The sequence below is a fragment of the Leeuwenhoekiella parthenopeia genome, from assembly GCF_020782115.1.
GTDB lineage: Bacteria > Bacteroidota > Bacteroidia > Flavobacteriales > Flavobacteriaceae > Leeuwenhoekiella > Leeuwenhoekiella parthenopeia.
Genome location: NZ_JAJGMW010000001.1, coordinates 70,409 through 92,806, shown reverse-complemented (window position 1 = coordinate 92,806; position 22,398 = coordinate 70,409). Strand labels below are relative to the sequence as shown.

Sequence of the window (22,398 nt, the reverse complement as noted above, 5' to 3'; positions counted from 1 at the left end):
AAATTTACACGATTATGCCCAAACATTATGACCTGTACCAGCTAGAAGATATGTCTGGCGGTGACAAAGAATTTATGCAAACTGTTGTAGAGACTTTTTTAACCGAAATTCCTCCGGATCTTCAAAGTATGAACATGGCAATCGATAACGACAACCACAGGATGGCCTACCAGTTTGCTCATAAAATGAAACCCAATCTGGAAATGTTCGGTATAGATCTTATACGGGAAATTTCAGCAATGGAGCGCTGGGCAGACACCAGTAAACCTACTTCGGTCATACGCCCGCAACTCGACACAATTAACAAAATGGTTTCTGATGCCATTGAAGAAATGCGTAAAGACTGGAAAATGTAATGCAGGCACACATTATTACAATTGGTGATGAGATTCTCATAGGCCAGATTGTAGACACCAATTCGGCTTTTATTGCCAAAGAACTCGATAAAATAGGCATTGAAGTTGCCGAGATATCATCGATTTCAGATTCTAAACAACACATTGTAGATACCTTAAATGCCGCCCGGCAGCGCTGTCAGGTGGTTTTGATCACAGGCGGTCTTGGTCCCACTAAAGATGATGTTACCAAACATACTTTTTGTGAATTTTTTAAAGATGAGCTGGTTGAAGACCCCGGTGTTCTGGCAAATATTGAAAGGATATTCAAGCATCATGTGGGCAGGCCAATGCTGCCCGCAAACCGATCTCAGGCTTTGGTTCCCAGCAAGTGCACGGTGCTGATGAATAAAAACGGTACCGCTCCGGGAATGTGGATGAAAAGGGATGATACCGTATTCATCTCCATGCCCGGTGTGCCTTTTGAGATGAAAGCCTTAATGACCGATGAGGTGATTCCCCGGCTTCAGAAAGAGTTTAGCAGGCCTTATATTCTTCATAAAACCTTACAGACCTACGGACGTGGAGAGAGTGAGATTGCAGACACGATTGAAGATTTCGAGAACAACCTGCCTTCAGCTATAAAGTTGGCTTATCTGCCTGCTTTGGGGAAGGTGCGCTTAAGGCTTTCTACTAAAGGTCCCGATCGCGATGTTTTAGAACGAAATCTGGACGAACAGATTGCAAAACTACAGGAATTGATAGGCGATATCATCGTAGGTTATGATGATGGCGAATTGATCGAAGTCGTAGTAGGGAATCTCTTCAAACAGAAAAATAAAACGCTCGCTGTCGCCGAAAGCTGTACGGGAGGTCAAATTGCTGCGGCTATAACGGCTAATCCGGGCGCTTCAGGCTATTTTAAGGGCGGAATGGTTACCTATGCCACACACAGCAAGGTAGAGCTGCTTAAAATAGATCAGAAATTAATAGACACGCATTCGGTTATAAGTGCTCCGGTAGCCGAAGCAATGGCCTTAGCGGTTCAAAACTGGTACAAGTCAGACTTTGCAGTCTCTACAACCGGTAATGCAGGACCTTCAAAAGGAGATTCTGATGCCGATGTGGGCACAGTTTTTATTGGGATCGCCACTCCCAATGGTGTTTATTCGCAGGAATTTAAGATGGGAAGTCAGCGGGAGCGGGTCATTTCAAAAAGTGTAAACAAGGCTTTTGAACTGCTTCAAAAAGAAATTTTAAAAAACTAGGCTTTTGTGTTGGTCAACTTGTTTTAGTTCTGTAAATTTGCACCCTGTTTTTCAGTAACACATTATAAAGTTAAGAATCATGTCAAGAGTTTGTGAGCTTACGGGCAAAAAAGCAATGGTAGGAAACAATGTTTCTCACGCGATGAATAAAACCAAGCGTAAATTTGATGCCAATCTAATCAAAAAACGTTTTTACATCCCTGAGGAAGATAAGTGGGTAACACTTAAAATTTCTACAGCCGCTCTTAAAAATATAAATAAGAAAGGTATTACCGCTGTGCTTAAAGAGGCTCGCGCTAAAGGCTTTCTTACTAAGTAATAACGGTATAACGATTAGGAATTATGGCAAAGAAAGGCAATAGAGTACAGGTAATTTTAGAGTGCACAGAGCATAAAGCTTCCGGAAAACCGGGAACTTCTCGTTATATTACCACTAAGAATAAAAAGAACACCCCAGATAGAATGGAGTTGAAGAAATTCAACCCAATCTTGAATAAAATGACTGTTCACAAAGAAATAAAATAAGACATGGCAAAGAAATCAGTAGCAACATTACAGACCGGTTCAAAACGTTTGACCAAAGCCATTAAAATGGTTAAATCTCCTAAGACAGGTGCATATACTTTCGTAGAGGCAGTAATGACACCAGAACTTGTAGGAGAGTTCTTAGATAAAAAATAAAACATTTTAAATGTTTATCTGGAGCCGTTGCACATAGTGTGACGGCTTTTTGTATTTCCTAATTGGCGCCGCCAAAGGCTAAAGGTTGTCAAGGCTTTTTTTAAATTGGAAATATGTTGGTGCCAGGTGTAATTTAGACTTGCTCCAACCTTATTTACTTTTAGTGATTTCAAAATCCTTATAAAGGCAATACCTTTGCCCAGCTAACCAATGCATCCTGAATACGATGAGTTTTTTTAAAAATATATTTTCCAAAGAAAAGAAGGAAACTTTAGACAAAGGTCTGGAGAAAACCAATACCAACTTTTTAAGCAAACTGGGTAAAGCCGTTGCAGGTAAGAGCAAGGTAGATGATGAAGTGCTTGATGATCTGGAAGAAGTACTGGTGTCCAGCGATGTCGGGGTGACAACAACCATCAAAATCATAGACCGTATTGAAGCACGTGTTGCTAAGGATAAATACCTGGGAACCGAAGAACTCAATTCTATTTTACGCGAAGAAATCGCAGGTTTACTTAGCGAAACCAATGCAGGCAATGCGACCGACTTTTCGGTTCCTGCTAAAAAGCCTTACGTTATTATGGTTGTGGGCGTTAATGGTGTGGGTAAGACCACTACCATAGGGAAGCTTGCCTACCAGTTTAAACAAAAAGGCCTGAAGGTAGTTCTCGGAGCTGGCGACACCTTTAGAGCCGCGGCTATAGATCAGTTGCAGATTTGGGCAGATCGGGTAGATGTACCTATCATCAAGCAGCAAATGGGCAGTGATCCTGCTTCAGTGGCTTACGATACGGTGCAAAGTGCAGTAAAAATGGATGCCGATGTGGTGATCATAGATACCGCCGGACGTTTGCACAACAAAGTAAACCTGATGAATGAGCTGAGTAAAGTAAAACGGGTAATGCAAAAGGTGATTGCCGACGCTCCTGACGAAGTTCTACTTGTTTTAGATGGCTCTACCGGGCAAAATGCCTTTGAACAGGCCAAACAGTTTACTGCGGCTACCGAAGTTACTTCGCTTGCTGTTACCAAGCTTGACGGTACTGCCAAAGGTGGCGTGGTTATCGGCATCAGCGATCAGTTTCAAATTCCCGTAAAGTATATAGGAGTAGGTGAGGGTATTGAAGATTTACAGGTATTTAATAAGATTGAATTTGTAGATTCGTTTTTTAGAGTCTAAAAATTAGCAAATACATCAAAATAGAAAGGCATCCACATTCGTGAGATGCCTTTTTGTATTTTTAGAGGAAAATCTACCTCAGACTATGAAAAACCTACTACTGCTTTTCACAGCTCTTGCTGTCCTTTCGTGTAAAGAAAATCAATCGGCATCAACAGTTGTAGAGTCAACAGAAACTGTAAAAGACACTACCGTCAAAGAACGCGAGTATGCCGTGCTCGATTCTAAAGTTTTAAATACCGAAGCGCTCTGGTCACCATTTCAAGATGCATTGGAAAAATTTTCAGAAGCTGATTATGAAAAAGTAAAAGCACTTGCTTTCGAAAAAACCATTCCTGAAATTCAGGAGGCTAAAGCAAATGGTAAACTTACCTACGAAGAACTGGTTCTTTTTTATTTAAGCCGAATTAAAAAATACGATCGAAATAATGAGCTGTCGCTTAACTCTGTTATTGCTTTAAATCCTAAGGTGCTTGAAGAAGCGCGAAAACTTGATTTGCAGGAAAAGCTGTTGATAGATAGGTATTCCATTCATGGGATGCCGGTTTTGCTAAAGGATAACATCAATGCGGCGGGTATGCCAACTACAGCAGGTGCCGTGGTTTTTGAGAACAACAATGCAGATGATGCATTTATCACCCAAAAACTAAAAGAACAGGGCGCTTTGATCCTGGGAAAAGCCAATCTAAGCGAGTGGGCCTATTTCTTTTGTAATGATTGCCCCAGCGGCTATTCGGCTGTTGGCGGACAAACCTTAAACCCCTACGGCCGTAAGATTCACGATACCGGCGGTTCCAGTTCGGGGAGCGGGGTGTCTATGGCAGCCAACTTTGCTGTTGCTGCGGTAGGATCAGAAACCAGCGGATCTATTTTGTCACCATCCAGTGCCAATTCGGTTGTTGGGCTTAAACCCACCATTGGTTTGTTGTCACGCGGCGGTATTGTTCCTATCTCGAGTACGCTCGACACACCGGGCCCAATGACGCGCTCGGTAATTGACAATGCGATTCTGTTGCAGGCGATGACTGGGCTTGATCCCGAAGATGAGAAGGCGGTTAAGCTGGCAGCAACACAAACCGATTATGTAAAGCCTTTAAAAGATTTGGATGCTAAAAAATTCCTGAAAGGCAAACGCCTGGGCTATTATAAAAGTTACGAGGATACGTTGTACATTCAGGCGGTTGCGGCATTACGGGATGCCGGTGCTACGTTGGTAGAACTGGAGCGTCCTGAGATTGATCTTCCGCAATTTTTACGCGTACTCAATCTCGATATGCAAAAAGATCTACCGGCTTATATAGCTGCGTATGGAGCCAAAGATCTTGCAGTGAAAGATCTAAACGACATCACGGCTTACAATAAGAAGGATTCCTTAGTTCGTATGCCTTACGGCCAGGGTTTGTTGTATGGAGTGCTTGCCGATTCGGCTTCTGCTGAAGAATTTACAGCGATTAAAGACACCTTAGAACGCAACGGAAGGCAGTTTTTTGATGAACCTATGAAAGCGAATGACCTGGATGCAGTATTGTCTATCAATAATTATATGGCAGGTTACGCGGCAGTAGCCAAATATCCTGCAATTACGGTGCCTATGGGCTATTCTGAAACCAATCAGCCGATGGGACTTACGTTTATCGCACCAACCTTATCAGAAGAACTCTTGCTTCAGTTGGCGTATGCTTACGAGAGCATTTCGCAAAAGCGTAAAACTCCGATAGATTTTGATAATTAATAAAATATGATTTTGAATAATTTAAAGTTTAATTTAGCAATATTCATAATTTTTTTAAATTTTGTAAGCTGCTCCAGAAGTGATGATGCTAAAACAGATTTTGATACCTATTACAAGGTTATGATTCAGCGAAATGGAAGCGGATATTTTATTGGGGATAATAAATCGAAGGTTTTTAAGGAATTTAGGATTAAAAATAATTTTATTGCTTCGTATAAATCTCCAGAAAATGATGAAGTTTTATTTTATAGAACTGATAATGATCGTGGAAAATTATATTCTTTTAAGGTTGATTTGAATCAGATTTACAATAGCGAAGATTTAGAATTCGAATTTGAAGAGAATTTAGTTATAACAGATTTACCAAGTTCTAGCTTCTATTTAGAAATTTTAGATGCTACAAATTTCTTTTTTATTGTAAATAATGAATATGATGTTGAGTTTTTGAAATATTCTAATAATACACTTATAGAAACCAAAAATTTAAGTAAGTCATTTGCTATCTATGATCTAAAGGATTATTCGAGCTATATTTTTTTAAAAGAAACTTCAGAATTAGTCCTCCTTGAAGAAAATCTAAGTTATAATCAAATTCTCAAAAAAATAAATATTAATACATGGGATTTTAATTCAAAAGATGTGGCATATCCAGGTAAAATATTCAAATTTCTAGTAGTACCAGATGGATATTATATATTAAGTTCAATTGAAAGAGGACATATTCCGTATGTTTATTTACTCAATTCAGAAGGAGATATACTAAGTACTTATGATAAAGATTTTAATTATTTTCTAAGGATAATTAGTCGTCCTATTTTTTATGATCCAGTAGATAAACGTTTAGAATTTATTGCATTAGGTGACGGAATTAAAGCGCAAGGATTTTTTGATATGAATAATTTTGAGATTTTCCAAAATAGCATAAGCGGTACTATGCATTTAAATAGTGGAGTAGTTTACTATTTTAGTCCATAAATTTTAATTTGCTAAAAAACCTCCTTCAACTTTCCCCACAACTCATTATCAAAACTCGTAGGTCCCAGGTCGTCGGCGTCAGCAGCGGGACCCAGGCGTACAATAACGCGGTTTTGACTGGGAATTACGTAGAGCTTTTTATCGTTGGCCCCCAGACCGGCAATGAGATCATCCGGGGCATTGGGAATTAATTTTCCGGTAAAGCTTTCTGTAAGGCTGGGAAGTTTGAAGCTGCTTTTTCCATTTAGCCACCAGAGGTATCCGTAAGCCGGGTTAAGGGACTGTGACGTATTGGCCATTGCATCCCAGTAGTCGGTATTCAGCAGCTTGTTTTCGCCCCAGCTTCCTTTATTTAAATTGAGAAGTCCAAAGCGTGCCATCCCGCGGGCTGTACTAAAATACACATTGTTGTAGCCCAGACTTACCCAGCGACCGTCCATTCCTATTCGGTCTTTCAGCTCTGCTTTAAAAAAAGCATCAAAACCATTTGGAGCTGCGGCATCAAGTACCGGCTGAAGCAGGGTGTAATACGCATTGTAATAGTACCATTCGGTTCCCGGAGCTTTGCGATAGTACAGGCATTCCGGGTCATAGCAATGAATGTCGCCCCTTGTGAAGTCACCACCGGAAGTCATTGTAAGTTGGTTTTTTATGGTAATCGCATCTTCCTGAACCGGGGTCATAGAGGTCCAGCCTCTGCCCAGATAATCGGTGGTTTTGTCATCAAGCTCTAACAATCCCTTTTGTTCAGCGAGCCCTACCGTAAAAGCCGTCAGGGTTTTTCCGGCAGAATTCCAGGCAAAGAAATCTGCTGCAGTTTTTCCGTCATAATAGGCTTCAAAAGCTATTTTTCCGTTTTCTAAAATGATGAAGGCTTCGGTATTGGTGTCTGTAAGAAAAGTATCCAGATTATTCAATGCTGCAGTATTCCATCCCAATTCGGTGGGGCTTACCGTCTCCCAGGTTGAACCGGTCAATGGTGGAAAGTACAGGTTTTCATCAGGCGCGGGACCTTCAGCATCATCAGAGCCCGAAGAGCAGGAGCAAACCAAAAGCGCAGCAAAAAGATATAAAAGCGTCTTCATAAACAGGGATTTACGGCTTTGACCAAATTACACATAAAATGGTTTAATCAGAATGGTCACTTTTTAAAATGGAACAAAAAATCGGCTTATTCCGGGTATGCAGATACCTTGGTTAGGAGCTTATAGATTGACGAATTTACCGTATCTTTGCGCCCCGAAATAAAGAGCCTTATGCGTACTAAAACCCTTAAGAAGAACAAAATAAACGTGGTAACTCTGGGTTGCTCGAAGAACGTTTATGACAGTGAAGTGTTGATGGGCCAGTTGCGTGCCAACAATAAAGAGGTTGCGCACGAGGAGGAAGGGAATGTCGTGGTGATTAATACCTGTGGTTTTATCGCTAACGCGAAAGAAGAATCGGTGAATACCATTCTTGAATACGTACAAAAGAAGGAAGACGGCCTGGTTGATAAGGTTTTTGTTACGGGTTGCCTTTCCGAACGTTATAAACCCGATTTGCAGAAGGAAATTCCTAATGTAGATCAGTATTTTGGTACTACCGAACTTCCGTTATTACTGAAGGCTTTAGGTGCAGATTACAAGCACGAACTCATCGGTGAGCGCTTAACGACTACGCCAAAAAATTATGCGTATTTAAAAATAGCCGAAGGTTGTGACCGTCCCTGCTCGTTTTGTGCAATCCCATTGATGCGTGGTGGACATAAAAGTACGCCGATTGAAAACCTGGTTATCGAAGCCGAAAAACTAGCCGCAAACGGAATTAAGGAACTTATTCTAATCGCTCAGGATCTTACCTATTATGGGCTTGATTTATACAAGGAGCGGGCACTTGCCAAGCTTTTGCGCGAGCTGGTAAAGGTGGAAGGCATAGAATGGATTCGTCTGCATTACGCGTTTCCTACCGGTTTCCCAATGGATGTGCTGGATGTGATGCTCGAAGAACCAAAGGTGTGTAATTATATCGACATTCCGTTACAGCATATTTCAACCAAATTGCTGAAGTCGATGCGTCGTGGTACTACCTACGAAAAAACCAATGCGTTATTGAAGACCTTCCGGGAGAAAGTACCGCAAATGGCGATACGTACAACCTTGATTGTGGGTTATCCGGGCGAAACTCAGGAAGATTTTGAGTTGCTACGCGATTGGGTAAAAGAAATGCGTTTTGAGCGTTTGGGTTGTTTTACCTACTCGCACGAAGAAAATACCCACGCGTATAATCTGGAAGATGATGTTCCGGAAGACGTAAAGATGGAGCGTGCCAACGAGATTATGGCCTTGCAGTCGCAGATCAGCTGGGAATTGAATCAGGAAAAAATAGGGAAGGAGTTCCGTATCGTGATTGACCGTAAAGAAGGGAACTATTTCGTGGGCAGAACCGAATTTGATTCACCGGATGTGGATAACGAAGTTTTGATAGACGCCACGAAACATTATTTGAAAACCGGAGAGTATACCCGGGTTAAAATCACCGAAGCCGAAGATTTTGACTTATACGCCGAGCCGGTTACAAATTAAATGTTTAGTTTTAGGAGTAAAATAAACTCTGATGACTACAATTACCTCTAAACTGCATAAAAAGCAACGCAACTATTTATTGATTTTTGGTTTTTTGTATTTGATTGTGGGCGGTATAGAATATGCTCTAGATTCCGGCTCTGTCTTAAATTGGTCGTATCTGATATTTGGTGTAGTTATGCTGACCGTTCTAGCCTACCAACTCTACAATAAGCGATTATTCTCTGTGATTAAGTGGGATTCTAAAAAGCTGATTCTAAAGGCTCCGGAGCAAAAGCCGATTGTGTTTGACAGGAAAGCAATCAAATCAATTAAACTTACCGATAAAAGCCTGACGATCAACGCAGGCCTCGGTTCTGGCGAAATGATGGATCTCGATTATTTCAAGGAAGAAGATCTGGCATTCTTTAATAAAGAATTTGTTCAGGAGAACTCGTCTAGGGCTGAAGCTTATAATTTTGCGGAAGCATCATAGCGAGACGTCTTCTCCCCATGGCACCTCCAATTATAATCCCCGAAGGTGGAAAATGATTGCCAAATTTATCAATTTGAAATGGTACTTTAGCCGTAATAGAAGACTGCTGGTCATTATCAAAAAGAATAGAAAGTTGTTCTGCCGTTTGCTCTACGTGTATGTTTTCTTCACCCTGTTGCAACTTAAAAAACTGATAGGGGGCTACTTCAAAACTTTTGTGAAAAATACGGAAACCGTGCTCCCCAAGTTTTTGATTTGCGAGTGACCTCATAAAATGAAGGGTCGAACCTTCAAAGGCTTCATCGCGGTGCTTTTTGAAACGCCGGGGTACTTTAGGTTTAAGTTCTCTGAAAAAGCTGGTCCCCGCGTAGTAAACCATATATACCAGATTCAGGTCAGATTTTAGGCTCTTTTCATAATCGATGTAAAAGTCCTGCAACTCATAGTCTATTACGTAGCCCAGATACTTGTTTTCGATTTGAATGGGTTTAGTGGCCCAGGCAACCAGCCTTTTTTTTGAAGCGCTGTAATGCAGTTTTATAACTTCTTCATTGAGGATTTTCACGTTTTTAGACACCTCAGTTCCGCCTAAAAACTCCCGTTTAAATTCCCGCATTTTATGCTCCCGAGACCAGGGGTCGGTTTCCAGAAAGACTTCACCCAGTTGCTCGGTGCTTTCCGTTAAGTAAACAACAGGAAGTTCGCTTATGTTTTGATAATTATTAATGTATACGGGATTATAACCCAGCATACTAATCACCAAAGCACTCTTTACTCCCGGCTGTATAGCAATCGAGTAATGGCCGTCCTTATTGGTAATTGTACCTAAAGTCGTTCCGTCAAAATAAATGGAAACATCTGCCAGTGCGGTAGAATCCTGAGCACTATAAACGTAACCCGAAAGTCTATCCTGTGCAAAGCCCGAAAGCGAAAGACACAGCCCCAATACACGTATCAAATACCTCATGAAAAGAAAAACTATTAGTATAGTTATAAAACTACACTAATAGTTTTCAAATAACGAAATTTCTGAACTTTATTTTTTTAAAGCTGGCTGTGGCTCCAGATTTTCAGTAACGATCTGAACTTCAAGACCCAAATCTTTCACTTTTTGTAATTGGGTTTTAGCATCGCCTACAATTATATAGATCATCCTGTCAGGATTTGCATAGGTATTTGCAAGTGACTTAATCTTATCGAGTGTGATGGTTTTCATCGTTTCCTGTTGCTTCAGGATATAGTCTGGCTTATAGTTGAACGTAGCAATTTCGCCCAGATAACTCAATTTGGCGCCCGGAGTTTCAAAATTGCGGGCTTCACTTTTTAAGAAATAGCCTTTGGTAAGTTCGAGATCTTCTTCATCAAAATCAGTCGCATAGCTGCTCATAATATCACGTACAAGCTGCGTACTTTCTGCAGTTACATTGCTGCGGACTCCGCTGGTCACCAGGAAGGGACCGGGCAGGGCAGAACCCTCAAAACGGGAACGAATGCCATAGGTATAGCCTTTGGTTTCGCGCAGCATTTGGGTAAGTTCACTGGCAAAACCACCACCACCCAAACGGTAATTCATCATCGTTGCCGGTAAATAATCAGGGTTTGAAGCGGCAAGGGCTACATAACCAAACCGCAACTGAGACTGTTTGGCATCAGGCACGTCCAGAAAATAAACAACCGGTTTTTCAGGCGTTTTATCAAATTTTGGAGCGGGAATGCTCACTTCCTTGCGCGTCCAATTTGTCACGAGTGGTTCTAATGCCGAAAGGGCTGTAGCTTCATTTAATGCCCCTACGAGTTGCACATCGGTGAGATTGGGAACCAGATTTTCGTAATAGTTCTTTAAATCTTCAAGCTGAAGGGCTTCAACAGATTGCGTGGTGCCCAGAATGTTTTTGGCCAGCACATGGTCCTTTCCGTATATGGCTTTCGCGAAAGCGAGATCGGCAATACTACCCGGATCTGCTTTTTGCTGTTGAATGCGGGTGAGCACTTCTTTTTTCTGAAGTTCAAATTCTGAAGCATCCCAGCGTGGTTGTAAAAGTATTTCAGAGACTAAAACCATCGTCTGATCAAAATTGCGGGCCAGAGTTGTTCCGCGTAACGTGATGCTTTCAGAGCCGGCATATACGTAAACCGAAGCACCCAGCAAATCTAAAGCTTCTTCAAGCTCGGCTGTGTTTTTGGTTGCGGTACCTTTGGTCATTAATCCTGCGGTAAGATTGGCAACCCCGTTTTTATTTTCGGGCTCCAGGAGCAAACCGCCTTGCATTTTGAATTCAAAATTTACCAGAGGCACTTCATCACTGAGGATGCCATAAACCTGAAGTCCGTTTTCTACTTGTTGCGACCAGACTTCCGGAACTTTAATCTCAGGTGATTTGCCGTAAGGTGGTTCAATGCTGCGGTCAAATGAGGAAGGTGTACGCTCGTATTCAGCAGTTAGTGATGGATCAAAGCTTTCTTCGGCACCGTTTACGATTTGCTCTTCCACAACTTCAGCCGGTTCTGCTCCTTCGAGAGCCAGAACAGCTTCGCCTTTGGGGACAAAACTGGTTACTACATAATTTTTGCCTTTGATGTAAGTATCGTAGGCTGCCTTTACGTCAGCGGCAGTAACCGCCTGTATTTCTTTAATATCCTGATTGATGTAACCCGGGCTTCCGGCAAAAATCTGATATTGCGCCAGTTGAAAACCTTTGCCTAGAACACTGCTCAGGCTATTGAAAAAGCGGGTTTCCTGTGTGGCTTTGATGCGCTCGAGATCCCGTTCGCTGATTCCGTTTGCCTCAAAAAGCGCAAAAGCCTGCTCAATCCCGGTTTGTACCGAATCGAGATCGACCCCTGCATTGGCACGTACGCTAAGACTCACTTCCCCGGCCAGTTCAGAACCGAAGTAACGCATAGACGGGTTGGTTGCAAGCTGAAGCGTATCAACAAGGATGCTGTTGAGCGGTGCTTTCTTTCCTTCAGAGAGATAGGTTGTAAGTACGCTTAGCGCGTACGAATCAGCCGTATATTCAGCAGGAGCCGGCCAGGTCATCGTAAGCTGTGGCAGGCGAGCGAAATTGTCTTCGTAAAAAAGACTTTTGGTAGTCTCTAAAGTTGGAATACGTTTTTCAAGCGGAGTAACTTCTTCGCCACGAGGGATTTCACCAAAATACTTTTGAACCCATTCCTTTACCTGAGCCGGGTCAAAGTCTCCTGCAATGCTCAGCGTCACATTATTGGGCACATACCAGCGGTTGTAGAATTCTTTAACATCAGCCAGGGTCGCGTTTTGCAAATCTTCAAGCGAACCAATCACCTGCCAGTTGTACGGATGATCTGTAGGATATAGATTTTTATGAATCACATAGCGCTCGTGCCCGTACGGACGGTTATCGTAGCTCTGACGCTTTTCGTTCTTAACCACCTGCTTTTCTTTGGCCAAAACCGGTTCAGTTACCGTATTGATGAAATAGCCCAGCTTATCCGCTTCGGCCCAAATCATCTTCTCCAGCGCGTCGCTGGGTACGGTCTGAAAGTAATTGGTACGATCCCGGTTGGTCGATCCATTAGCTCCGCTGCCACCTACACGGGCGCTTAGTTTATCAAGACCGCCTTTACCCAGGTTTTCAGATTCTAAAAACAGGAGGTGCTCAAAGAGATGAGCAAAACCGGTACGTCCTTCTTTCTCACGGGCAGAGCCCACGTGCGCGGTAAGTGCAACCGCTGCCACAGGATCTGAGGTGTCCTGATGCAGAATTACCGTGAGCCCGTTATCTAAGGTGTATGCTTCATAACTTACTTCAAAGTCTGATTGGAATTCTTCGGTTTTTGTTTCGGTTTTTGTTTCGGTTTTGCAGGCTGTAAAAGCACAGGCAACGAGTAACAGGACAGTGATTTTTTGGATCATTTTAAAGGCGTAAACAGGTTAATCTTCTATTTGAGAACGGTTTGCTTCGCCGTCGTCCTCTTTTTCTATTGGGTTTTCTTCAAAAAACTCTTCGGGCTTCATAATGCGCATGGTTTTTTGAGTAACTATGGTATTGGCAAGCGTATAGACGTGATTGTCCTTATTCCGCAGGTGCAAAAAGAATAGTGTAATGTTTTCTACGCGACCGGCCATCGGGAAATCCTTATCTACAATTTCGACATAATCCCCAATTTTTAGCGGATGATTGAAAAAGAGAATAAGTCCCGAAGTGATGTTGCTCAGTAACGACCATTGTGCAAAAAAAGCAACTCCTAAAATGGTCAAAATAGAGCCAATACCTGCAATAACATCTGCTCCTTTAAGTCCCCAGATCATTGCCAGAGAAAAACCCAGGACCACAAAAAATAGGATGTTAAGTACTTTTATGGTAATCTGCTTTCGGGTAATATCAAAATTCGCACGCAGATAGCGTCTTATAATAAGTTTGGAAACCATGTAGCGAATAAGCAGCAACACGGCCAAAAAAATGATACTTTCAAGTATTTTGAGTTCTATAAAATTCACGGCAAATTAATTTCTATACGATGAAGGATTAGCGATAAACAGAGCGTTTACAAAAAAGAGCTTTCCATTTTCCCAAAAGGCGCGAAATAACGGATCATCGGCCAGATATATCAGACTACCGCGTCCCATAGGTTCCTGACCAAAAATCAGGGAGTTTTTTAAACCGGTAAGGGCATCGGCACCCGCAAAGCCCGAAACATTTTTAGGGTTTTCGCCCAGATAGGCCACATTATAACCGGCATCGAGTAATTGATAAGCCTGATCTCCAATTTTTAAACTGTAATAGGTGTCGTCATAGCCAAAAGCCAATGGATGCGAGTTGTCTACCTGAGTTTCAAAAATGCTTCCGCTTATAAGATCTTTTGAGCTTTGCATTTCGCGGTCTTTATAGGGAATTAGCTTTGCAGCGATTGAATCTTCCGCATGTTCTTCAGAATCCTCAGCTTTTTTAAGACTGAAACCGTCCTGGTCTGCAAAAGCTCTAAGTGCCCCGCGTATGGCAACCACATTTCCACCGGAGCGAACCCAGCTTCTTATTTGGTCTAAGGCTTCGTCTGAAAGCGAATACCTTCCGTCAGGCATCACCAGCACATCGTAATCATTAAGATTGACGCGGCTAAATTCGTCTGCGCGAATTGAAGTCACCGGGTAGTCTAATTGTTGCTCAAAGAAATGCCAGGTGGCACCGTAGCTTAACGAACTCGTCTGCTCGCCAGTGAGCATCGCGATTTTAGCTTTATTGATGAGTTTGACGTCTGGCGAACCAAAGTCCGGCCCCGCGCTGGCAAAACTCGTTGAAGATGGCGTTAATCTTCGTTCGAATTCATTAGCGATCTCAACCAGTTTCTGATCAAATGCTGAATGATTCATATTGTCGCTTCGCGTAATCACCAGGCTTCCTGCCGGGTAGTCTTTATTCTCAAGACGAAATGCTTTTTCGCTAAAACGTACTTTTATGTTTTCTTTCAGCATGGCGGCCAAGAAACGTGCATCCTGCATACTGTTCCATTTGCTTATATATCCGGCAGAATTAGTATTTGCCGTATTGGAAACTGCATTTACTGCTGAATCTGCAGTAGATGAGCCGGCAGAACTACTTGCAACCGCATTAAGTCCATAAGCGTAAGGCAAGCTCCAGGCAGTAATATCATAGGTTAAGGGAGTCGAAAGTGCGGCTTCAGGTTCAAGCAAGACGTGAACCAGTTTTCCTTTAGGCTGGTCGGTACTTACAACAAGCGCCCGGTCGTAAGAAAGGCTTTCGTCTTTCTGGGAGGTATAGTTGTAACCGCTGGTTTTACCTTTTCCGGTAAATTGATAGCTGATTCCGTGAATGTCAAACAAATCGGCCAACGCCTGCAAATGATCGGCCTCGCCGCTAAGGGTAAAGCTTTTGTACGCCACATCAGGAGAACTGAAGTATTTTTTGAATTCCGTATTCAGTTTTTTGGCATTTTGAGAGGCAATTTCCACAGTTGAAATTCCGGTAGTAAAATGATGCTGCACACGATCTACCAGGGTGAGTACTTCGCCATCTGATGTTTTAATACCCAGACCCGCACCGCCATTACCGGCCTGCTCGTAAGTCATTCCAATCGCACCCGTGTAGGTAGGGTAGGTATCGCCATAGCTGGGATACAGCAGGTCAAAACGCTCCCGGGTAAAAAACAACCAACCGTTTTTGTTAAAGTATTTGGCGTGGTTGGCACCTATTTGAGTTTGAAAATCCCGTTGAAACGGAGTTATGATATCGTGAAAAGGTTCTGCAGCAGGCGCAAAATAATAGGGTTCGTTAATGCCCTGTTCGTGAAAATCTACGTGAATATGCGGCATCCACTGATTATATACTTTGAGACGCTGTTGGGTTTCAATCTGTGTCGCCCAGGCCCAGTCGCGGTTTAGGTCAAAAAGATAATGATTGGGACGACCACCAGGCCAGGGCTCATTGTGCTCAATCGCATCAGGGTTGGTGTCGTAAGGGCTGGATTTAACTTGATTGTACCAGTTAGCATAACGATCTCTTCCATCGGGATTTACACAGGGATCTATGATTACTACGGTGTTTTTTAGCCATTCTTTTTTTGTGGTGATCAGGTCGTAAAGGGTAAGCATCGAAGCCTCGGTGCTGCTGGCCTCATTACCGTGTACATTATAACTAAGCCAAACTATGGCCTTGTCAGGAGTGGCTGTACCATTTTCTACACCGGCATTTTTTAACTGATTGGTGCGAATGGTCTCCAGATTGGCCAAATTTTCAGGTGTTGAAATCACGGCATAGGTAAGGGGTCTGCGTTCGTTTGTTTTTCCATATTCCTGATAAGTAACCCAGTCAGACTGCTCTGCTACGTGCTTAAAATAGGAAACAACATTGGCGTGCCGGGTAAATTCGGTGCCAATCTCATAGCCTAAAAAATCAGACGGACTTTGAAGGTTTTGTGCCGAAAGAATCGTGCACGTAAAGGTGAACAGGAGGAAAAAGGATCGAATCATCTGCATTGTATTTTAGAAGCTTTAAAACTACTAAAATTAGAGCGAAGTCATCTGTGCGAATTAACGTAAATTTGGGGCTGTTAACACCCTATTCGTATTATTTTACCCTGTAAAAAACAGTACATGTCCACGCATAAAATTCCCTATTCAGACACCGGTTATTTTTCAAAGCTTATTTGTGATTATTTGAATCAGGATGAGAATCTTTCGGGGTTTTATGGGCAGTTCCCTACGCTGGAAAATTTTAAAGCTCAGATTGAACAAAAGAAATTTTCTAATGAAAATCGTAAGGTTTTGGTTTCCGCTTTGCGAAATCAATATGCAGGTTTTGAGCAGATGGCTGAAACTCAGGAGGCGCTTGATCTTTTGGCCTTGCCCAATACCTATACTGTCACGACCGGGCATCAGCTCAATCTGTTTACCGGACCGCTTTATTTTATGTATAAAATTATCAGCACCATTACGCTTTCGCGAAAGCTAAAAGAAACTTACCCTGATTCGAATTTTGTGCCGGTGTATTGGATGGCGACAGAAGACCACGATTTTGACGAAATCAATTACTTCAGACTTCACGGTAAGAAAATACAATGGAACCGGGAAGATATCACAGATAATGACAAAGGTGCCGTTGGTGCGCTAAACAACGACGGCCTTGACGCTGTTTACGAGCGTTTGCAGGCAGAATTGGGAACTACACGCATTGCTCAGGAACTGGCTCAGCTTTTTGAAACGGCTTATTTAAAAACAGATAATCTGGCTGATGCTACGCGATTTTTAGCGCACCGGCTTTTTGGCGAATACGGTCTGGTGATTGTAGATGGAAACGATCACGATTTAAAAGCAGTTTTTGCGCCTTATATGAAGCAGGAATTGCTGGAGCAGAAAGCCTTTGACCTGGTATCTACTCAGGCTGAAAAATTAGAGGAAAATGGGTATTCGGTACAGGTGAATGCCCGGGAAATCAATTTATTTTACCTGGCGGAAGGTCTTCGCGAACGTATCATTAAGCAGGACGGAAGCTATTTTGTAAACGATACCGAGCTTCAGTTTTCGGAAGCTGAGCTTTTAGAAAAATTGCAATCCACACCGGAAGCTTTCAGTCCTAACGTGATTATGCGTCCGCTTTATCAGGAAGTGATTTTGCCGAATCTGGCATACATAGGCGGTGGAGGAGAAATCGCATACTGGCTGGAGCTCAAAACTTATTTTGATGCTGTAGGGGTGACTTTCCCAATGCTGATGTTGCGTAATTCAGCCTTGTTAATTACAGAAAAGCAGAAGGAAAAACTCGAAAAACTGGATATAAGTCTAAACGAATTGTTCCTGAGTCAAAATGACCTGGTCAATCGAAAAATTCGTAAAATTTCGAATATCGACATTGATTTTTCGCCTCAAAAACAACATTTGGTAAAGCAGTTTGAAGCTTTATACGAACTCGCAGAGCAAACCGATAAATCCTTTTTAGGAGCTGTAAAAGCTCAGGAAGTAAAACAATTAAAAGGGCTAGATAATCTGGAGAAACGCCTGCTGAAAGCTCAAAAGCGAAAGTTAAGCGATCACGTACAACGCTTTACACTGATTCAAAACGAACTCTTTCCGGCTCAGAATTTACAGGAGCGGGTGTTCAATTTCTCGGAGTTTTATGCAGAATACGGAGCAGATTTGCTTCCGCAGTTGTTTGAAGCTCTCGACCCGCTTGATTACCGATTTACGGTAATTAGTTTTTGATAAGCTTTTTGCCTTCGATGCTAATAGCAGAGCCGTCCATACATTGAATGCTATCGGGTTCCCGGGTAGAGAGATCGCTAAACGCTTCACCGTAAAACCTTTCGAAATCAAAAACAATCTCGTAATCGAGTATGTCATAGCTTTTCCACAGCGGGTGTTTGACCTCATATTCCCAGGTTTGGGTATCTGATTTTTTGCTGTAACCCCAAAAATGCTCTGTGATAAAGGCTGTAATCCCTTTAGGATCGTAGCTTTTAGCTTCAGGGGATGTGGCGACCTGCATTAAATTCCAGTGATCTTCCAGATGTATGCCGTAGCTAAAAAAGTTTTCTTCTTTGGTAAGATCATGTTTGTAATGCATTTTATAAACACTGTATTTTTCGTTATACAAAGTGTTTGCAACCCAGGCAATGGCCGGTTTGTTCACAATTTCAGAGATAAATACCGTACCGCGCTTCCAGATGTTTCCATCCTTATACCGTACATAAAAGCGTAAGTTGATCTCTTCAAAACTGCGGTGAAACGGGATGGGAATTCCTTTAAGCTTAACATCATCAAATAAGAATCCCACCAGGCTTACGTAACACTTCCCCTCAAAAAAATCGAGTTCGGTATGAGGAGGAAGATAAGGCTCTAAGATCGCGGGATCGATTGCATAGTTTGCAAAGCACAGGTATTTCCAGTGCGCGGTGAGAAAACTCATCTACCTTTTAAAGTATTTAAGCGGAGGAATGAGCATCCCGAAACATTCACCATCTCCCTTGCCCAGGTGTTTGTGGTGAATTTTGTGCGCCCGTCTGATGCCTTTTGCGTACCAGTTGTTTGCGTTTCTAAAAAGTTTAAAACGCTGGTGTATAAAGATATCGTGAACCATAAAGTAGGTTACCCCGTAGGCAAAAATACCCAGTCCGATGGGCAGTCCAATCCATACATTTTCATATTGCCAAAGCAAAAAACAACCTATGCTTATAAGGGCATAGAAAATAAAGAAGAAGTCGTTGCGTTCCCACCAGGAACCATGGTCTTTATGATGATGGTCTCGGTGTAATACCCAGAGAAACCCGTGCATTACGTATTTATGGGTAAACCACGCCATAAACTCCATGATAAAAAAGGTAAGTACAAAAACAGCAATCCAAAGTAATGCCTGCATTTTATATAAGATTTAATCTGTATTTCACATAACTGCGCGCCAGCAATGATGCTTTTACATAGTTAGGAACTCGTATACGTGCGTTTTTAATTTCCAGCGAAGGGGTGTTTTTAAGTTTACTCAACAGCTTTTTGTAATAGCGGTAAGCGGTGTAAACCCCAAATTTTGCTTCTACCGGCAATTTACAAATCCCCGCGAGTCCTTTAGCAAAATCGGCCTCAATTTCTGTTATGATACGTTGTTTTGAAGCTTCGTCAAGTTCGTTAAGGTTGGTGTTGGGAAAGTAGGTGCGACTTAATTCTTCGTGGTCTGCCTTGAGATCGCGTAAGAAGTTTACTTTTTGAAAAGCAGAACCCAGACTCATCGCGCAATCTTTGAGTTCTTCATACTTCTGGCGATCACCCTTTACAAAAACGGTAAGGCACATAAGGCCTACCACATCTGCAGAACCGTAAATGTAATTTTTGTATTCTTCTTCGGTAAGGTATTTGTTTTTACTTAGATCAAGACGCATACTGTTCATAAACGCATCTACCAGATGTTTTTCAATTCCATATTTGTGATAGGTATTCTGAAAAGAATTGAGAATCGGGTTTAGGCTTATGCGATCGGTAAGGGCGTTTTCGAGATCGATTTCAAAACGCTTAAAAAGAGTTTCTTTATCGTAATCGTGAAAGGTATCGACGATTTCATCAGCAAAGCGTACAAAACCGTAAATGTTGTGAATGTCCTGACGTATGCCCGGCGAGAGCATGCGAGTAGCCGTAGAAAACGAAGTGCTGTAGGAGCGCGTTACGGTTTCTGAACAGGAAAGGGATACGTTGTCAAAAATTTGTTTCATTCTTTTTCAATTGTTCTTTTTGGTAATTAAACCTGCTGTAAGTTTTCCCGAAATCAAAGCAGGAGGTACTCCGGGTCCCGGAACTGTTAATTGACCGGTGAAATATAAATTAGCAACTTTTTTACTCTTTAACTTAGGTCTTAAGAATGCAGTTTGAAGCAGCGTATTGGCCATCCCGTAGGCGTTACCTTTATAGGAATGATATACTTCTACAAAGTCATTTACACAAAAAGACTCTTTAAATATAATATTTTTTTTGAGCTTTTGATTGGTGATCTTCTCAAGTCTGGTTAGGATGATATCAAAATAGGTATCACGTAATTCCTGTGAATCATACAGACCCGGAGCAAGCGGAATCAGAAAAAAGCCGGCTTCTTTTCCTTCCGGAGCCATAGTAGCGTCTGTTTTTGAAGGGAAGTTTGCGTAAAATAAGGGTTCGTCTGGCCACTCGGGATTATCGTAAATATCCCGTGCGTGTTGCTCAAAGTCCACATCAAAAAATAAGGTATGGTGATCAACGTTTTCAACTTTCTTATCAAAACCTACATAAAACAGGAGAGAAGAAGGGGCAAATACCCGGCTTTCCCAGTATTTTTCAGAATACTGTCTCAGTTTTTGAGGCAGAAGGGTCTCCGTATGATGGTAGTCTGCCCCGCTTAAAACAACATCTGCTTCAACTGATTTATTGTTGACTTCAATACCTATAGCCTTATTGCCCTGGGTACGAATGCGACTCACTTCACTATTAAAATGGAAGGTAACTCCCAGTTCTGTCGCCAGACTGGTCATAGCGTCTACAACGGCGTGCATACCGGTTTTAGGATGAAAGGTTCCGATCCCAAAATCAGCGTAATTCATAAAGCTGTAAAAAGACGGGGTATCCTGTGGTTTAGCACCCAGAAACAATACCGGAAACTCCAAAATTTGTACAAGCTTTGGGTTTTTAAATGATTTGCGTACGTCTTTACTTATGGTGCTAAAAAAGCTTCCTATTTTTTTTATGGTTGCCGGTGTAACCAGCTCAAGAGGGGAAACTCCCGGTCTGTATACCAAATCTTTTATGGCCACATCGTAGTTTTTGCCGGCTTCGTCTATAAAGCGCTGCAGTTTTGCACCGCTTCCGGGTTCTTCCTGTTCGAAAATCAATTTTATTTTCTCCAGGGTGTCGGGAATACTGATGTAGTCACCGGGGCCAAAATATACCCTATAGGCAGGGCCCAGTTTCTCCAGACTGTAATAATCTGAGGCCGACTTGCCAAAATCCTGAAAAAAGCGTTCAAAGACATCAGGCATCCAGTACCAGGAAGGGCCCATGTCAAAAGTAAAGCCTTCCCTTTTTAATTGTCTCGCGCGCCCTCCGGCAGAACTGTTTTTCTCGTAAATATGAACATCGTGACCGGCTTTAGCCAGATAAGCAGAGGCAGCCAGAGCTGAAAATCCTGATCCTAAAACAGCAATCTTTTTTGGCATGATTTGTATTAATTTAAAAGCGTCTGAAACGCTTCAATGGTTTTAATGAGTTTTACATTTGAAGGCATATCTGCCTGATTTTCTTCGTGAATGAGGCGACCTAACAAATATAGAGGTACTTTATCGCTTTCTACATCCCGGTTGAATTGCCGGGCAAATTCAGCAATACTAATCCCGTTGCTATTTATGGTCATATAACTCACAAAATGAGCATCGGGCAGTGCGCTTACCAGATATTTTAAACTTTCGGTCTGAATACTTTGACCTAGATAAATGTATTTGAAGCCTTTTGCGGCTACTTCGTAATTGAGGAATATAAGTCCCAGATCGTGGATTTCATTTTCAGGAAGAAATAAAACAAAGGTTTTAGAACTCGTACTCTTGTTGTTGGCACTATAACTTTCAATCTTTACCTGCATTTTTTGACGTATAAGATTGGAAATAAAATGCTCGTGTGCCGGGTTTATGGCGTTGGATTGCCAAAGCAGGCCAATCTCCTCAAGAAGCGGGATGAATACCTGAAAAAATATCTTTCTAAACTCCATTTTCTCCGAAAGCGTATTAAACGTTTTGGTAAACAAATGGTGATCAAAATTCATCATCGCTATTTTAAACGAACTAATAGCGTGATAATTAGAGCCAAGCCGGTTTTTCTTAAGGAATTCCTGAACCAGATGAGCAATCTCTTCGGTTGAATGTTCTGCTACTTTAGAAATTTTATAGTCGTGCTGAAGCAGAAACGTGACATTGAGTAGTTTTTGCAGATCGGCCAGATCGTAATATCGAATATTGGTGTCGGTACGCTTGGGTTCCAAAAGATTATACCTGCGCTCCCACATACGTATGGTGTGCGCTTTCACACCTCCAAAGCATTCCAGATCTTTTATACTGAAAGTAGATTTTACTGCATCCATATGTGGTTATAAGCCGATCAACTCTCAAATTTAATTCTTTGTTTAAAAGAATGAGGAAATTCTTATACAAAAGGATTAAAATTGGGATTTAATTAAGATAACCGGGGCTATAACG

21 protein-coding genes are annotated in these 22,398 nt (G+C 42.0%); 11 read left to right on the top strand and 10 right to left on the bottom strand.

All coding sequences use genetic code 11. The features are described from left to right. The first annotated feature begins 14 nt into the window (after positions 1-14). The 8 genes from LLW17_RS00415 (at position 15) to LLW17_RS00380 (ending at position 6,171) form a co-directional block, all read left to right on the top strand. Complete coding sequence (locus LLW17_RS00415) at positions 15-356, top strand: Hpt domain-containing protein (RefSeq protein ID WP_228228289.1); 342 nt, start codon at positions 15-17, stop codon at positions 354-356. Then, complete coding sequence (locus LLW17_RS00410) at positions 356-1,603, top strand: competence/damage-inducible protein A (RefSeq protein ID WP_228228288.1); 1,248 nt, start codon at positions 356-358, stop codon at positions 1,601-1,603. The genes LLW17_RS00415 and LLW17_RS00410 overlap by 1 nt, the downstream gene beginning before the upstream one ends. Positions 1,604-1,682: 79 nt before the next feature. Next, positions 1,683-1,922 carry a 50S ribosomal protein L28 gene (gene rpmB / locus LLW17_RS00405; protein ID WP_228228287.1) on the top strand — a complete coding sequence of 80 codons (240 nt, stop codon included), beginning with the start codon at positions 1,683-1,685 and terminating at the stop codon, positions 1,920-1,922. Positions 1,923-1,945: 23 nt separating this feature from the next. Continuing rightward, positions 1,946-2,128: a 50S ribosomal protein L33 gene (rpmG, locus tag LLW17_RS00400; protein WP_028375871.1), complete on the top strand. Its 183-nt coding sequence runs from the start codon at positions 1,946-1,948 to the stop codon at positions 2,126-2,128. Positions 2,129-2,131: 3 nt separating this feature from the next. Further along, complete coding sequence (locus LLW17_RS00395) at positions 2,132-2,284, top strand: DUF4295 domain-containing protein (RefSeq protein ID WP_228228286.1); 153 nt, start codon at positions 2,132-2,134, stop codon at positions 2,282-2,284. 226 nt (positions 2,285-2,510) lie between these two features. Then, entirely contained in the window at positions 2,511-3,464 is a 954-nt protein-coding gene (ftsY, locus tag LLW17_RS00390) for a signal recognition particle-docking protein FtsY (RefSeq protein WP_228228285.1), read from the top strand. A gap of 85 nt (positions 3,465-3,549) precedes the next feature. Continuing rightward, positions 3,550-5,196 (top strand): amidase family protein, encoded by a 1,647-nt coding sequence (locus tag LLW17_RS00385; RefSeq protein WP_228228284.1) that lies wholly within the window; start codon positions 3,550-3,552, stop codon positions 5,194-5,196. 12 nt (positions 5,197-5,208) lie between these two features. Then, entirely contained in the window at positions 5,209-6,171 is a 963-nt protein-coding gene (locus LLW17_RS00380) for a hypothetical protein (RefSeq protein WP_228228283.1), read from the top strand. Positions 6,172-6,182: 11 nt separating this feature from the next. On the opposite strand, the gene LLW17_RS00375 is transcribed toward LLW17_RS00380, so the two are convergent. Continuing rightward, the gene (locus LLW17_RS00375) at positions 6,183-7,256 is read right to left on the bottom strand and encodes a serine hydrolase domain-containing protein (protein WP_228228282.1); all 1,074 of its coding nucleotides are present in this window, start codon (positions 7,254-7,256) and stop codon (positions 6,183-6,185) included. A 171-nt stretch (positions 7,257-7,427) separates the two neighbouring features. Between LLW17_RS00375 and rimO the strand changes: the two genes are divergently transcribed. Both rimO and LLW17_RS00365 read left to right on the top strand, forming a co-directional pair. Next, positions 7,428-8,735 (top strand): 30S ribosomal protein S12 methylthiotransferase RimO, encoded by a 1,308-nt coding sequence (gene rimO, locus LLW17_RS00370; protein ID WP_228228281.1) that lies wholly within the window; start codon positions 7,428-7,430, stop codon positions 8,733-8,735. A gap of 31 nt (positions 8,736-8,766) precedes the next feature. Then, positions 8,767-9,210 (top strand): hypothetical protein, encoded by a 444-nt coding sequence (locus tag LLW17_RS00365; protein WP_228228280.1) that lies wholly within the window; start codon positions 8,767-8,769, stop codon positions 9,208-9,210. On the opposite strand, the gene LLW17_RS00360 is transcribed toward LLW17_RS00365, so the two are convergent. From LLW17_RS00360 to LLW17_RS00345, 4 genes are all read right to left on the bottom strand, one after another. Next, a complete protein-coding gene (locus tag LLW17_RS00360) occupies positions 9,173-10,177 on the bottom strand; it encodes a carboxypeptidase-like regulatory domain-containing protein (RefSeq protein WP_228228279.1) in 1,005 nt (334 codons plus the stop codon). The genes LLW17_RS00365 and LLW17_RS00360 overlap by 38 nt on opposite strands. Positions 10,178-10,246: 69 nt before the next feature. Beyond that, positions 10,247-13,105 (bottom strand): M16 family metallopeptidase, encoded by a 2,859-nt coding sequence (locus LLW17_RS00355; protein WP_228228278.1) that lies wholly within the window; start codon positions 13,103-13,105, stop codon positions 10,247-10,249. 18 nt (positions 13,106-13,123) lie between these two features. Then, complete coding sequence (locus LLW17_RS00350) at positions 13,124-13,690, bottom strand: mechanosensitive ion channel family protein (protein ID WP_228228277.1); 567 nt, start codon at positions 13,688-13,690, stop codon at positions 13,124-13,126. Positions 13,691-13,696: 6 nt separating this feature from the next. Continuing rightward, positions 13,697-16,177 carry a M14 family metallopeptidase gene (locus LLW17_RS00345; RefSeq protein ID WP_228228276.1) on the bottom strand — a complete coding sequence of 827 codons (2,481 nt, stop codon included), beginning with the start codon at positions 16,175-16,177 and terminating at the stop codon, positions 13,697-13,699. Between the two features lie 123 nt (positions 16,178-16,300). Here LLW17_RS00345 and bshC point away from each other — a divergent pair, with 123 nt between their 5' ends. After that, on the top strand, positions 16,301-17,905 hold the full coding sequence (gene bshC / locus LLW17_RS00340; protein WP_228228275.1) for a bacillithiol biosynthesis cysteine-adding enzyme BshC: 1,605 nt from the start codon (positions 16,301-16,303) through the stop codon (positions 17,903-17,905). Here the strand turns inward: bshC and LLW17_RS00335 are convergent. The 5 genes from LLW17_RS00335 to LLW17_RS00315 are packed head-to-tail and all read right to left on the bottom strand — an operon-like array spanning position 17,895 to position 22,283. Further along, positions 17,895-18,608, bottom strand: coding sequence for a YqjF family protein (locus LLW17_RS00335; protein WP_228228274.1), 714 nt, complete (start codon positions 18,606-18,608; stop codon positions 17,895-17,897). The genes bshC and LLW17_RS00335 overlap by 11 nt on opposite strands. After that, positions 18,609-19,058 (bottom strand): sterol desaturase family protein, encoded by a 450-nt coding sequence (locus LLW17_RS00330; protein WP_228228273.1) that lies wholly within the window; start codon positions 19,056-19,058, stop codon positions 18,609-18,611. A 1-nt stretch (position 19,059) separates the two neighbouring features. After that, positions 19,060-19,899 carry a phytoene/squalene synthase family protein gene (locus LLW17_RS00325; protein WP_228228272.1) on the bottom strand — a complete coding sequence of 280 codons (840 nt, stop codon included), beginning with the start codon at positions 19,897-19,899 and terminating at the stop codon, positions 19,060-19,062. A gap of 6 nt (positions 19,900-19,905) precedes the next feature. Beyond that, the gene (gene crtID, locus LLW17_RS00320) at positions 19,906-21,369 is read right to left on the bottom strand and encodes a bifunctional phytoene desaturase/3,4-desaturase (protein ID WP_228228271.1); all 1,464 of its coding nucleotides are present in this window, start codon (positions 21,367-21,369) and stop codon (positions 19,906-19,908) included. Positions 21,370-21,377: 8 nt separating this feature from the next. Beyond that, the gene (locus tag LLW17_RS00315) at positions 21,378-22,283 is read right to left on the bottom strand and encodes a MerR family transcriptional regulator (protein ID WP_228228270.1); all 906 of its coding nucleotides are present in this window, start codon (positions 22,281-22,283) and stop codon (positions 21,378-21,380) included. Positions 22,284-22,398 lie beyond the last annotated feature (115 nt).